Origin of the sequence: Actinotalea soli (assembly GCF_017565425.1) — a bacterium.
GTDB classification, from domain to species: Bacteria; Actinomycetota; Actinomycetes; order Actinomycetales; family Cellulomonadaceae; genus Actinotalea; species Actinotalea soli.
The window spans coordinates 180,601-194,012 of sequence record NZ_JAGEMK010000002.1; the positions used below are offsets into that span (position 1 = coordinate 180,601).

Annotated in this window: 12 protein-coding genes and 2 tRNA genes; 13 read left to right on the forward strand and 1 reads right to left on the reverse strand. The window is 70.3% G+C overall.

The window, feature by feature from the left end; translation table 11 throughout:
• Window positions 1-305 precede the first annotated feature (305 nt).
• From dnaN to J4G33_RS05150, 13 genes are all read left to right on the forward strand, one after another.
• Window positions 306-1,436 (forward strand): DNA polymerase III subunit beta, encoded by a 1,131-nt coding sequence (gene dnaN, locus J4G33_RS05095; protein WP_208054857.1) that lies wholly within the window; start codon window positions 306-308, stop codon window positions 1,434-1,436.
• A 42-nt stretch (window positions 1,437-1,478) separates the two neighbouring features.
• Window positions 1,479-2,381 carry a phosphogluconate dehydrogenase (NAD(+)-dependent, decarboxylating) gene (gene gnd, locus J4G33_RS05100; RefSeq protein WP_208054858.1) on the forward strand — a complete coding sequence of 301 codons (903 nt, stop codon included), beginning with the start codon at window positions 1,479-1,481 and terminating at the stop codon, window positions 2,379-2,381.
• The gene (recF, locus tag J4G33_RS05105; RefSeq protein WP_208054859.1) at window positions 2,381-3,622 is read left to right on the forward strand and encodes a DNA replication/repair protein RecF; all 1,242 of its coding nucleotides are present in this window, start codon (window positions 2,381-2,383) and stop codon (window positions 3,620-3,622) included. The genes gnd and recF overlap by 1 nt, the downstream gene beginning before the upstream one ends.
• An 85-nt stretch (window positions 3,623-3,707) precedes the next feature.
• Window positions 3,708-4,256, forward strand: coding sequence for a DciA family protein (locus J4G33_RS05110; protein WP_307793757.1), 549 nt, complete (start codon window positions 3,708-3,710; stop codon window positions 4,254-4,256).
• A gap of 421 nt (window positions 4,257-4,677) precedes the next feature.
• Complete coding sequence (gene gyrB / locus J4G33_RS05115; protein WP_372435028.1) at window positions 4,678-6,678, forward strand: DNA topoisomerase (ATP-hydrolyzing) subunit B; 2,001 nt, start codon at window positions 4,678-4,680, stop codon at window positions 6,676-6,678.
• Between the two features lie 54 nt (window positions 6,679-6,732).
• Entirely contained in the window at window positions 6,733-9,366 is a 2,634-nt protein-coding gene (gyrA, locus tag J4G33_RS05120) for a DNA gyrase subunit A (RefSeq protein WP_372434987.1), read from the forward strand.
• Window positions 9,363-10,160, forward strand: coding sequence for a DUF3566 domain-containing protein (locus J4G33_RS05125; RefSeq protein WP_208054861.1), 798 nt, complete (start codon window positions 9,363-9,365; stop codon window positions 10,158-10,160). Before gyrA ends, J4G33_RS05125 begins: the two co-directional genes overlap by 4 nt.
• 65 nt (window positions 10,161-10,225) lie before the next feature.
• A tRNA-Ile gene (locus J4G33_RS05130) sits at window positions 10,226-10,299 on the forward strand.
• Window positions 10,300-10,325: 26 nt separating this feature from the next.
• Window positions 10,326-10,445: a DLW-39 family protein gene (locus J4G33_RS17005; RefSeq protein WP_243758629.1), complete on the forward strand. Its 120-nt coding sequence runs from the start codon at window positions 10,326-10,328 to the stop codon at window positions 10,443-10,445.
• Between the two features lie 51 nt (window positions 10,446-10,496).
• Window positions 10,497-10,569 (forward strand) — tRNA-Ala (locus J4G33_RS05135).
• A 49-nt stretch (window positions 10,570-10,618) separates the two neighbouring features.
• Window positions 10,619-11,455 carry a hypothetical protein gene (locus tag J4G33_RS05140; RefSeq protein ID WP_208054862.1) on the forward strand — a complete coding sequence of 279 codons (837 nt, stop codon included), beginning with the start codon at window positions 10,619-10,621 and terminating at the stop codon, window positions 11,453-11,455.
• 53 nt (window positions 11,456-11,508) lie between these two features.
• Entirely contained in the window at window positions 11,509-12,069 is a 561-nt protein-coding gene (locus J4G33_RS05145; RefSeq protein ID WP_208054863.1) for a dihydrofolate reductase family protein, read from the forward strand.
• A gap of 60 nt (window positions 12,070-12,129) precedes the next feature.
• Window positions 12,130-12,639, forward strand: a complete 510-nt coding sequence (locus J4G33_RS05150; protein WP_208054864.1) for a C40 family peptidase — start codon at window positions 12,130-12,132, stop codon at window positions 12,637-12,639.
• Here J4G33_RS05150 and J4G33_RS05155 read toward each other — a convergent pair.
• A complete protein-coding gene (locus J4G33_RS05155; RefSeq protein WP_208054865.1) occupies window positions 12,636-13,289 on the reverse strand; it encodes a ThuA domain-containing protein in 654 nt (217 codons plus the stop codon). The genes J4G33_RS05150 and J4G33_RS05155 overlap by 4 nt on opposite strands.
• Between the last annotated feature and the right edge of the window lie 123 nt (window positions 13,290-13,412).

A 13,412-nucleotide genomic window follows, 5' to 3' on the forward strand; every position in this document is an offset into this window, starting at 1 on the left:
AAGCGCTCCACAGTCCGCCGGGCCTGGTGACCTGCACGCGGACAGGATGTCCACACACTCCACACCACCGATGACAACGACGAATCTTGTTATCCATGGAGATCCACAGCGCCTTCATGGGGACGGGGCGCGAACCCGGACTCCGGTCCCCACGCACCAGATCCCTGCGCCCGCTACGGTCGTCCTGCGCCGTACCCGCAGAACACCGGTCTCGCGTACTGTGCTCACAGATCAGGGCTCGGCAGGCCCGCACGTGTCGTGCTGCGCTGCCAGGAGCCGTACCAGCTGGGCGAGAGGGATGCGACATGAGGTTCAGGGTCGATCGTGACGTCCTGGCGGAGGCCGTCACCTGGACCGCCCGGTCGCTGCCGACCCGGCCTCCCGTCCCGGTCCTGGCCGGCGTCCGGCTCGAGGCCGACGCCAACGGGCTCGTCCAGCTCTCGAGCTTCGACTACGAGGTCTCCGCCAGGTCGGAGATCGCTGCTGACGTCGTCGAGGCCGGCACGGTGCTGGTCTCCGGTCGGCTCCTCGCCGAGATCTCCCGGGCGCTGCCGGCCAAGCCCGTCGACGTGGTCCTCGAGGGCTCGAAGGTCACCGTCACCTGCGGCGCCAGCCGCTTCACCCTGCTGACCATGCCCGTCGAGGACTACCCGGCCCTGCCGGCGATGCCCGCGGTGGTCGGGACGATCGCCGGGCCCGAGCTCACCGAGGCCGTCGCGCAGGTCACCGTCGCCGCGAGCCGGGACGACACCCTCCCGCTCCTGACCGGGGTCAGGATGGAGATCGAGGGGGAGAAGATCACCCTCCTCGCCACCGACCGGTACCGCCTCGCCCTGCGCGAGCTGAGCTGGACCCCGGCCACCCCCGGGCACGAGTCGATCGCCCTCGTCCGGGCCCGCACCCTGTCCGACGCCGCGAAGTCCCTCGGCAGCTCGGAGCAGGTCACCGTTGCCCTCTCGACCGGTGCCGGGGTCGACCTCATCGGCTTCGAGGCCGGAGGACGTCACACCACCTCGCTGCTGGTCGACGGGGACTACCCCGCTGTGCGGCGTCTCTTCCCCGACGAGACGCCGATCCACGCCGTCGTCTCCCGGCAGGCGCTCACCGAAGCCTCTCGGCGCGTGGCCCTGGTGGCCGAGCGCAACACCTCGATCAGGCTCGCGTTCTCCGAGGGTCAGGTCGTCCTGAACGCCGGGCAGGGCGACGACGCCCAGGCCTCGGAGGCCCTCGAGGCGGCTCTCACCGGCGAGGACATCACGGTGGCCTTCAACCCCCAGTTCCTGCTCGACGGGCTCGGTGCCCTGAGCACCGAGTTCGTCCGGATGTCCTTCACCCATCCCAACAAGCCTGTCGAGTTCACCGGGCAGGCCGCCCTCGACGGGGATGACGACTCGAGCTACCGCTACCTGCTGGTGCCCATCCGTTTCGCCAGCTGAGCGCTCCCGCGCCAACCGGCACCAGCAGCCGCGCACCAGGAGGTGCCCCGCATGCACATCGGAATCGTCGGACTGGGTCGCATGGGCGCAAACATGCGTCAGCGACTGCGCAACCACGACCTCGAGGTCACCGGCTACGACCCCAACCCTGAGGTCTCGGACGTCGCCAGCCTCGCCGCCCTCGTCGAGACGCTGCCCGCTGGTCGGCGCGCCGTGTGGGTGATGGTGCCCGCGGGTGACGTCACCCGGGGGGTCGTGACCGAGCTCGCGGATCTCCTCGCCGAGGGCGACATCGTCATCGAGGGTGGGAACTCGCACTTCCTGGACGACCGCAAGCACGCCGAGCAGCTCGCCGAGCGCGGCATCCGCTACGTCGACGTCGGCGTCTCGGGCGGGGTGTGGGGCCTCGAGAACGGCTACGGACTCATGGCGGGCGGCGAGAAGGACGACGTCGAGCACCTGATGCCCGTCTTCGACGCCTTGCGCCCGCCCGGGGAGAGGGCCAACGGGTTCGTGCACGCCGGGGCCATCGGTGCAGGTCACTACGCCAAGATGGTCCACAACGGCATCGAGTACGGGCTGATGCAGGCCTATGCCGAGGGGTACGAGCTGCTCGAGGCCCAGGAGATCGTCACCGATGTCACGGGCACCCTCAAGGCCTGGACCCAGGGGACCGTCGTCCGCTCCTGGTTGCTCGACCTTCTCGTCGCAGCCCTCGAGGAGGACCCGCAGCTGGGGTCCATCGACGACTACGTCGAGGACTCGGGTGAGGGCCGGTGGACCGTCGACGAGGCGATCGACCAGGCCGTTCCGCTCCCGGTGATCTCGGCCGCCCTGTTCGCGCGCTTCTCCTCGCGCCAGGTCGACTCCCCGGCGATGAAGGCCGTGGCCGCGCTGCGCCAGCAGTTCGGAGGTCACGCGGTCCGCCCCGCGGGCGACGCGTAGTGCACGTCAGCCATCTCTCCCTGACCGACTACCGGTCCTACGAGCAGGTCGAGCTCCCGCTCGAGCCCGGGGTCAGCGCCCTGGTCGGTCCCAACGGGCAGGGCAAGACCAACCTCGTCGAGGCGGTCGGCTACGTCGCCACGCTGGGCAGCCACCGCGTCTCCTCGGACGCCGCCCTCGTGCGGGCCGGCGCGTCGCGCGCCGTCGTCAGGCTCCGGGCGGACCGGAACGACAGGTCGACCCTGGTCGAGCTCGAGCTGAACCCGGGGAAGGCCAACAGGGCGCAGGTGAACCGCTCCCCCGTGCGCCGCCCCCGTGACGTCCTCGGCATCCTGCGGACGGTGCTCTTCGCCCCCGAAGACCTCGCCCTGGTCAAGGGGGACCCTGAGGGGAGGCGTCGCCTCCTCGACGAACTCGCGGTGCAGGTCTCACCACGCATCGTGGCCGTGCTGAGCGACTACGACCGGGTGCTCCGTCAGCGAGGTGCCCTGCTCAAGTCCGCCGGCGCGGCCCGGCGTGGGGGCCGCCGCGGAGGATCAGCCGAGGACTCCGCACCCGACCTGCGCACCCTCGACGTGTGGGATGCCAAGCTCGCGCAGATCGGTGCCCAGATCCTGCGGAACCGTGTCCGGCTCGTCGACCAGCTGCGCCCGCACGTGGCGCGGGCATACGAGCAGGTCAGTGACGGTCAGGGCGCCGCGGTCCTGGGGTACCGGTCCTCCCTCGAGGCCAGTGTGGACGACGGTCGTCCCGCCCCCTCCCCCCTCGACGAGCCCGGGGTCCCCCACCTGGACGTGAGCATCGAGCTGCTCGAGGCACAGCTGCTCGAGGCGATGAGCAGGATGCGGCGTCAGGAGATCGAGCGCGGGGTCAACCTCGTCGGCCCGCACCGTGACGACCTGCTGCTCCACCTGGGTGGGATGCCCGCCAAGGGTTATGCGAGCCACGGGGAGTCGTGGTCCTACGCCCTCGCGCTCCGCCTCGCCTCCTACGAGCTGCTGACCCACGGGACCCCCGAGGACGAGACGGGGATCTCGGGCTGGGGGGATGGTGCCGAGCCCGTCCTCATCCTCGACGACGTCTTCGCCGAGCTGGACTCCCGGCGCCGAGGCCGGCTCGCGACCCTCGTGGCCAAGGCCGAGCAGGTGCTCGTCACGGCGGCCGTCGCGGAGGACGTGCCCGAGCAGCTCGACGGGGCGCGGATCGACGTCATGGGTGGGCAGGTGACCCGTGTCCGGTGAGGGTGGTCCGCCCACCGACCCGACCGACCCGGCGAACCCGCCGAGCAGCGGCCCCGGTGAGGGGCCGGCAGATCGGGACGAGCACGTGGGATCGACGACCGACCACTGGGACCCGGCACGTCCCGTCGCCGAGCAGCTCGGTCTGACCCCTGCCTCCGAGGTGGCCCGGGCCTCCCTCAACCGTGCCAAGGCAGCGGCTCGGGCGAGGGGCTTCCGCCCGGGTCAGCCGGGACGACGCCATCCCGTGGCCGACCAGCGTTCGGGGGCCGGGCGAGACGGGCGTGACCCCGCCCTGCTGGGCGACACCCTCTCGCGGCTGGCGGCCGAGCGTGGCTGGCGCACCGAGCTCTCGGTGGGCAGCGTGGTCGGGAGGTGGCGGGAGGTGGTGGGCGACCAGGTCGCCGACCACTGCACGCCCGAGACCTTCGAGGACGGGGTGCTGGTGGTGCGAACCGACTCGACGACGTGGGCCACCAACCTGCGTCTGCTGGGTCCCACCCTGCTGAGCCGGCTCGCCGAGGAGGTCGGGCCCGACGTCGTCGTCGAGGTCCAGGTGCTGGGTCCGTCGGGGCCGAGCTGGAAGCGCGGCCAGCGTCGGGTCCCGGGGCGGGGACCCCGCGACACCTACGGCTGAGCTGACCGCGCCCGGTCACGGGTGGACGAAGATCGCCCATCGGCGGGAAGGCCCCTGGGAGCCTCCCGCGCGATCCTCGATACCTCCGGATCACCCTCGCGCATCCCTAGCGCGCCGGATGGGCGTGGACGCCGCTCTGAGCGGCGTCACGGGGTAGACTGACGGTTGTCATTCCTGGCGCTCGGAGACGTGCGGGGGGTGGGACGCCCGAACGACGAGCGCGCCCATCATCCGCGTGCCCGTCTCCGACGCCGCCGGGAACACCTGTGCGTGCGGCAGGGTCGGTCCCGGCCTCGCGTCCGCGCGCGCGACACCTGAAGGAGCACCCGCGCCCGTGGTTGACCAGAGCTCGACACCGTCCGGAAGCACTCCTCCGACCCCCGCGGCGAACGGCTCGAGCAACAGCTACGACGCCAGCGCGATCACGGTCCTCGAGGGGCTCGAGGCGGTGCGCAAGCGTCCTGGCATGTACATCGGCTCGACCGGACCGCGCGGGTTGCACCACCTGGTCTACGAGGTGGTCGACAACTCGGTCGACGAGGCCCTCGCCGGGTACTGCAGCCACATCGAGGTCACCCTCCAGGCCGACGGCGGTGTGCGCACCAGCGACGACGGTCGCGGGATCCCGGTCGCGATCCACCCCACCGAGGGGCGCCCGACCGTCGAGGTCGTCATGACGATCCTGCACGCTGGCGGCAAGTTCGGCGGCAGCGGGTACGCGGTCTCGGGCGGCCTGCACGGCGTGGGCATCTCGGTCGTGAACGCGTTGTCCACGCGGGTCGAGACGGTCGTGAAGCGTGACGGGCACGTCTGGACCCAGCGGTTCGCCGACGGCGGCAAGCCCGTGGGTGAGCTCGAGCGTGGCGCGGCGACCCAGGAGACCGGCACCACGCAGACCTTCTACCCCGACGACTCGATCTTCGAGACCGTCGACTTCGACTTCGAGACCCTCCGGGCTCGTTTCCAGCAGATGGCCTTCCTCAACAAGGGCCTGCAGATCACGCTGACCGACGAGCGTCCCGAGCACACGGGCACCGAGGACGAGGTCACCGAGCCCGACCACTCCCACGACGCCGAGGACGAGGTCGCCGAGACGACGGCGCCCTCGGGCGGGACCGCGCGCTCGGTGACCTACCGGTACGACGGCGGCCTGGTCGACTACGTCAAGCACCTCAACAGCGCCAAGAAGGTCGAGCTGATCCACCCGGACGTCATCGACGTCGAGGCCGAGGACACCGAGCGCAAGATCTCGGTCGAGATCGCGCTGCAGTGGACCGGTGCCTACTCCGAGTCGGTGCACACCTACGCCAACACGATCTCGACCACCGAGGGAGGCACCCACGAGGAGGGCTTCCGCGCGGCGATGACCACCTTGGTCAACAGGTACGCCCGGGCGAAGAACCTCCTGAAGGAGAAGGACGACGCCCTGACCGGGGACGACGTCCGCGAGGGCCTGACCGCCGTCATCTCGGTCAAGCTCGGTGAGCCGCAGTTCGAGGGTCAGACCAAGACCAAGCTCGGCAACACCGTGGCCAAGACTTTCGTGCAGAAGGTGGTCCACGAGCAGCTCGGCGACTGGCTCGACGCGCACCCGAACGAGGCGCGGGACATCATCCGCAAGGCGATCCAGGCCTCCCAGGCCCGCCTGGCCGCGCGGAAGGCTCGCGAGGCCACGCGGCGCAAGGGACTGCTCGAGTCCGGGGGCATGCCCGGCAAGCTGCGCGACTGCCAGTCGAACAACCCCGTCGAGTGCGAGGTCTTCGTCGTCGAGGGTGACTCGGCCGGCGGCTCGGCTGTCCGTGGGCGCAACCCCCGCACCCAGGCGATCCTCCCGATCCGCGGCAAGATCCTCAACGTCGAGCGGGCCCGGCTGGACCGTGCGCTGGGCAACCAGGAGGTCCAGGCGCTGATCACCGCCTTCGGGACGGGTATCGGCGAGGACTTCGACCTCGCCAAGCTCAGGTACCACAAGATCGTGCTGATGGCCGATGCCGACGTCGACGGCCAGCACATCTCGACCCTGCTGCTGACCCTGCTCTTCCGGTACATGCGGCCGCTCATCGAGAAGGGCCACGTCTACCTGGCGCAGCCGCCTCTCTACAAGCTCAAGTGGTCCAACGCCCCGCACAACTACGTCTACACCGACCGCGAGCGGGACGCCTTCCTCGCCGAGGGCCAGGCCACGGGCAAGCGGATCCCCAAGGAGAACGGGATCCAGCGCTACAAGGGCCTGGGCGAGATGGACTACAAGGAGCTGTGGGAGACCACCATGGACCCCGACGAGCGCACGCTCCTCCAGGTCACCCTGGACGACGCCGCCGCGGCCGACGAGATCTTCTCGGTCCTCATGGGCGAGGACGTCGAGTCCCGCCGCTCCTTCATCCAGCGCAACGCCAAGGACGTCCGCTTCCTCGACATCTGAGGCGCGAGCACGGTCCTCCCAGCAGCACCCCCCGACAGAACGAGGTAGACCAGCGTGACCGAGCAGACTCCTCCCGAGGGCGAGATCCCCGGCGAGATCCCGGTGGGTGTCATCACCGACCGGATCAGCCCTGTGGACCTGCAGCTCGAGATGCAGCGGTCCTACCTGGACTACGCGATGTCCGTCATCGTGGGCCGGGCACTGCCCGACGTCCGGGACGGCCTCAAGCCCGTGCACCGCCGTGTCCTGTACGCGATGTACGACGGCGGCTACCGGCCCGATCGTCAGTTCTCCAAGTGCAGCCGCGTCGTGGGCGACGTCATGGGCAAGTACCACCCGCACGGTGACACGGCGATCTACGACGCCCTGGTGCGCCTGGTGCAGGACTGGTCCCTGCGCTACCCGCTCGTCTCCGGGCAGGGGAACTTCGGCTCCCCCGGCAACGACCCCGCCGCCGCCCCTCGGTACACCGAGTGCAAGATGGCGCCCCTGGCCATGGAGATGGTGCGGGACATCGACGAGGAGACCGTCGACTTCCGCGACAACTACGACGGCCGCACGCAGGAGCCCTCGGTCCTGCCCTCGCGCTTCCCGAACCTGCTGGTCAACGGCAGCGCGGGTATCGCCGTCGGCATGGCGACCAACATCCCGCCGCACAACCTGCGCGAGGTCGCGGCCGGCGTGAAGTGGCACCTCGAGAACCCGGACGCCACGAAGGAAGAGCTCCTCGAGGCTCTCATCCAGCGGATCCCCGGGCCGGACTTCCCCACCGGGGCGACGATCCTGGGCCGGCGTGGCATCGAGGACGCGTACCGCACGGGGCGCGGCTCGATCACCATGCGCGCGGTGGTCACCGTCGAGGAGATCCAGAACCGCATCTGCCTGGTCGTCACCGAGCTGCCCTACCAGGTCAACCCCGACAACCTCGCGGCCAAGATCGCCGACCTGGTCAAGGAGGGTCGGGTCCAGGGCATCGCGGACATCCGCGACGAGACCTCGGGCCGCACCGGCCAGCGCCTCGTCGTCGTCCTCAAGCGGGATGCCGTCGCGAAGGTCGTGCTGAACAACCTCTACAAGCACACCCAGCTGCAGGACACCTTCGGGGCGAACATGCTCGCCCTCGTCGACGACGTGCCGCGGACCCTGAGCATCGACGCCTTCGTGCGGCACTGGGTCACCCACCAGCTCGACGTCATCGTGCGACGCACCACCTACCGGCTGCGCCAGGCCGAGGAGCGCGCCCACATCCTGCGCGGGTACCTCAAGGCCCTCGACGCCCTGGACGAGGTCATCGCGCTGATCCGCGCGTCGAACACCGTCGAGGAGGCCCGCGACGGGCTCATGGACCTGCTCGAGGTCGACGAGATCCAGGCCCGAGCCATCCTCAACCTGCAGCTGCGCCAGCTCGCGGCCCTCGAGCGGCAGAAGATCACCGACGAGTACGACGGTCTGATGGTCAAGATCGCCGACTACAAGGACATCCTCGCCAGCCCCCAGCGTCAACGGGACATCGTCGGTGACGAGCTCGAGGAGATCGTCGCGAAGTACGGCGACGAGCGTCGCACGGAGATCCTGCCCTTCGACGGCGAGGTCTCGATGGAGGACCTCATCGCCGAGGAGGAGGTCGTCGTCACCATCACCCGCAGCGGGTACGCCAAGCGCACCCGCAGCGACAGCTACCGGGTGCAGAAGCGTGGCGGCAAGGGGGTGCGCGGCGCCCAGCTGCGGGCCGACGACGTGGTCGAGCACTTCTTCGTCACCACGACCCACCACTGGCTGCTGTTCTTCACCAACTTCGGTCGCGTCTACCGGGCCAAGGCCTACGAGCTGCCCGAGGGCGGCCGTGACTCCAAGGGCCAGCACGTCGCCAACCTCATGGCCTTCCAGCCCGGGGAGCAGATCGCGCAGGTCCTCGACCTGCGGGACTACGAGGTCGCGGACTACCTGGTGCTGGCCACGCGCCGCGGTCTGGTCAAGAAGACCCGACTCTCCGAGTACGACTCGAACCGCACGGGCGGCCTCATCGCGATCAACCTCCGCGAGGACGAGGAGGGCCTGGCCGACGAGCTGGTCTCCGCGGCGCTGGTCCACGAGGACTCCGAGCTGGTCCTGGTCTCGCGCAAGGGTCAGGCCGTGCGCTTCCACGCGACCGCCGATCAGCTCCGCCCCATGGGCCGTGCGACCTCCGGGGTCACCGGCATGAAGTTCCGCGAGGAGGACGAGCTCCTCGCCATGGACGTCATCAGCCCGGACTCCTACCTGGTGACCGTGACCGACGGCGGCACGGCCAAGCGCTCCGACATGCACCGGGTCAACGCCGACGGCAACCTCGACTACCGCCGTACCAAGCGCGGTGGGCTCGGGGTGCGTGCGGCGCGGCTCCCCGACGACCGCGGGTCCTTGGTCGGGGCGCTCATGGCAGCGGAGAACGACGAGGTCCTGGTGGTCATGGAACGCGGCAAGGTGGTCCGGTCCCAGGTGGGCGAGATCCCTGTGCACGGGCGCGACGCCACCGGCGTGATCCTCGCGAAGCCCGACAACGGCGACCGCATCCTCGCGGTGGCACGCAACGTGGAGCGGAACCTCGCGCCCGATGCGGCTACCGTGGACGCGGAGACCACGGACGAGCAGCAGATCGATCAGCAGGACGAGGCCGTCGAGCCGGAAGCGAACGAGGGAGAGCGATGAGCACGGACGGGCCCAAGCCACCCTCGATCGCCCCCAAGAAGCCAGCAGGGCCCAGCGGTCGCCCGTCGACCAAGCCGAAGGAGGCCTCGACCGGCAAGACCGACGCCCCTCGTGCCCGTCCGGCGTCCGCCCCTGTTGCCGGGGCCAAGGCACCGTCGACCGGTGCGACGTCCGGAGCAGGCGGGCCGGCCGCAGGCAAGGCCGCCGGGCCGAAGGCTCCGGCAGAGCCCACCGGCGAGCAGAGCACGGGCAGCACCACGTCGACCGGTCCGTCGGTCGGCGATCGGGTCAAGAACGCTGCACGGAGCGCCGCGGAGTCGGCTCGCAGCGCCCTGCCCTCCTCGGAGAGCACCGCGCGGACGGCGACCTCGGCGACGACCGCGCGCACGGTCCGCACGACGACGGTCGAGGAGGAGCCGCAGGCCGCTGGCGGACCGCGTCGGGTGCGCCTCGCGGTCTCCCGCATCGACCCGTGGTCGGTCATGAAGCTGTCGTTCCTGCTGTCCTTCGCGATCGGCATCATGATCGTGGTCGCCTCCGCGGTCGTCTGGTTCACCCTCGACGAGCTGGCGATCTTCTCCCAGGTCAACGACACCATCGCCGAGGTCACCGGGTCTCCGGACTTCTTCAACCTGCTCGAGTACGTCGCCTTCGACCGCGTGATCGCCCTGGCGATGCTCATCGCGGTGGTCGACATCGTCCTCCTGACGGCGTTGTCGACCATCGGGGCCTTCCTCTACAACATCGTCGCGGCCCTGGTCGGGGGCATCCACCTCACCCTGACCGACGACTGACGGTTTGGGGGCGACCCCATCACTGGGGTAGTCTCGTGCGGCGCGCGCAGCATCATCGTGCGCAGGGGCCTATAGCTCAGACGGTTAGAGCGCTTCCCTGATAAGGAAGAGGTCAGAGGTTCAAGTCCTCTTAGGCCCACTCCTGACGATGGATCCGGAGGAACGATGAAGAAGCTCCTGATCGTGCTGCTCGCCAGCGCGGCCGGTTACGTCGTGTGGCGCACCTACGCGGAGGACCGCGACGAGCGCGACCTCTGGACCGAGGTCACCGACGACATCGCGTGACCTCAGATCGCTCCGGGCCTGTGGCTCGGAGACCCGCGGCCCCGGCCGCACGGGGCCATGGCGCAATTGGTAGCGCACCTGCTTTGCAAGCAGGGGGTTAGGGGTTCGAGTCCCCTTGGCTCCACCCACGGTCGGCGCCTCGAGGGTGCCGCGGGACGCAAGGAGTCGCGACCATGCCCGGTCCCCGATCCGCAGGTCGGTCGCTCACGGTGAACCGCCGCGCGGCCCAGACCGTGGGAGTCCTGCTCGCCGTCGTCCTCATGGCCGCCTGCGGAGGGGCGCGCGGAGAGACCTCCTCGCCGTCGACCTCCGGAGAGCCCGCAGCCACCCCCGCCGATCCTGTCGACCCCGCGGCCTCGGGCTCGACGGAGGCCTCGGGCGACGGGGCCTCCCAGCAGGAGGCGGCGACGGCCTGGGCCGAGGAGAGCTACGGGACGTTCGCGCCGGTCGATGCCGAGGGAGAAGGGGACGGCCAGGTCGAGCTTCCCGCAGAGGTCACCGCGGCGTCCTTCGGGATCATTCGTGTGACCTATACGGGAGGGTCCGAGCCGATCGTGGTGTGGGCCCAGGACGACGCCGGCGAGGGCTACATGATCCTGCTGGACACGTGGGCGCAGCTGCTCACGGCCGATCCGGGCGAGTTCGACGGTGAGACGGGGTGGTCCGGGATCAACGATCCGCCCTCCAGCCTGCGCATCGAGGCGGACGGCCGGTGGGAGATCACCGTGCTTCCCGCGGCCGCGGCCGATCCGCTGCCCAGCGAGGGCGAGGGTACGCGCATCTACCTCTACAGCGGGCCCGGTGGGCCGTACGTGGGCAGCAAGCCCGACACCGAGGTGGGCATGTCCATCACGGAGATCGCCTCGGGCGGTGGCCGGACCGGGGACAGCGGGACGCGCGAGACCATCGCCGAGAAGGTGGCCGAGGCGGACTTCGCCGGCGAGCTCTCCCCGGGACCGTCCATGGTGAGTGTCAACCACCGTGGTCGCTGGACCATCGACCTGCCCTGAGGACCCGGGGAGAACCCGCAGGAGTGTCGGTCCCCGGGCGTAGCGTCGCCACCATGGGACGCATCGTGTTCGACACCGCGACGACGATCAACGGGTGGATCGCCGACGAGCAGAACTCCCTGGCCTGGCTCTTCGAGGTCGAGAACGGGGACGCTCCGGACGAGGGTCTGTTTCCCTCGGACGCCGGGGTGCTCGTCGAGGGATCGACCACCTACGAGTGGATCCTCGCCGAGCAGGACGTCCTCGCCAACCCGGAGCGCTGGGTTGAGTTCCACGGGCAGAAGCCGACCTTCGTCTTCACCACCCGTGAGCTCCCGGTGCCTGCGGGAGCCGACGTCCGCTTCGTGTCCGGTGCGGTGGCCGACGCACTGCCGGCCATCCGTGCGGCAGCGGGAGCGCGGGACGTCTGGGTGGTCGGTGGTGGTGACCTCGCCGGCCAGTTCCTCGACATCGGCGCCCTCGACGAGATCGCGCTCTCGGTGGCGCCCGTGGCGTTGACCGGCGGGGCACCTCTGCTCCCTCGGCGCATCACCTCGTCCCGGTTGCGGCTCGTCTCCGCGACGGCCGTCGGGCAGTTCGCCAGGCTCGTGTACGCCGTCGAGGGTTCGGCGTAGCGCACGAGCGTCGGGAAATACACGTGTCGGGTGGCGCAGGGCCGAGCTAGCCTCGCCGAGATGCGAAACGATCTCGATGGCGTGGTGGAGAACGCCATCGCCTGGGCCACGCAACGACTCGGCTCGACCGCGTACGGCACGCGGTGCCTCGCCTTCGTCGAGGACGCCATCGAACGCTCGAACGACCTCGAGGTGTTCGGCGGTGATGATGCCCATGCGTCAGCCGTGCTGTACCACTGCTCGGACCGGCAGGATGAGCCACCCAGGGGCGTGCTCGCCTTCTACGACTGCGACGGCACCCTCGCCGGTCGGCGTCGGAACTGGGGCCACGTCGGGTTGAGCCTGGGCGACGGTCTGGTGATCCACGCCTGGGACCGCGTCCGGATCGACAGGTATGACGCGATCACGCACCTCAGCCCCGCGCCCGGATGGTCAGCCCCCGGCTGGGCCGGCTGGGTGCCGATGCTGCGCGTCCTGGAGGGCAGCGTCCAGCGCAGCTGGACGGACGACGACGCGGCGGTCACCGCCGCGCGCATGCAGCAGGCACGGCACGCCACCCTGGACGGCTAGGGCTCGAGCACGCTGTCCACCCCGCCGCGCAGGTGCGCGACGAAGGCCTCGTCCTCGTAGCTCTCGGCGGCGTGGCCCAGCGCGGTGTACCAGGTGCGACCGGTGCCGTAGCGGCCCGACCAGGCGATCGGGTGCTTCTCCCCCATGGTCCCGCCCTCGTAGGTCGACTCGTCGACCGTGAGCAGCACCGTGTGGTCCTCGGAGGGGTGCGCGACGAAGTCGTACCACTCGTCCGTCCAGGACCACCGCGCCGGCAGGTGGGCGGTCGACGGGTGGGTCGGTTCCACGACGTCGACCGTCGCGTCCTGGATCTCGGGGTGCTGGAGGAATCGTGCCCCGGCGATGCGCTCGAACTCGGGCCAGGTGGGCTCAGCCGTGGCCGCCGCGTGCACGCCGAGCCACGCCCCGCCGTCGGCCAGCCACCTCGCCAGGCAGGAGCGTTGGGCGGGGCTGAGCACGTCCCCGGAGACCGAGAGCCACAGGACGAGTCGGTAGCGGGTCAGGTCGATCGGGGTGAAGACGTCCGGGTCCTCGGTGTGGTCCACCTCGAGGCCCAGGTCGGTCAGGAGCGCCGACAGCACCGCTGCTCCGCGCTCGATCGAGTCGTGACGGTAGCCCGTGGTGGCCGTGAAGAGGAGAGCCCGGTTCACCGGGGGGACCTGTCGTCGTGGTCGGTCAGCGGGATGCGGTCCATGGGTCGAGGCTAAGGGCTCGACTCCTTCGAATCGATTCGAGGAACGTGGCATCATGGGCGCCACTCGACGAGGAGGACA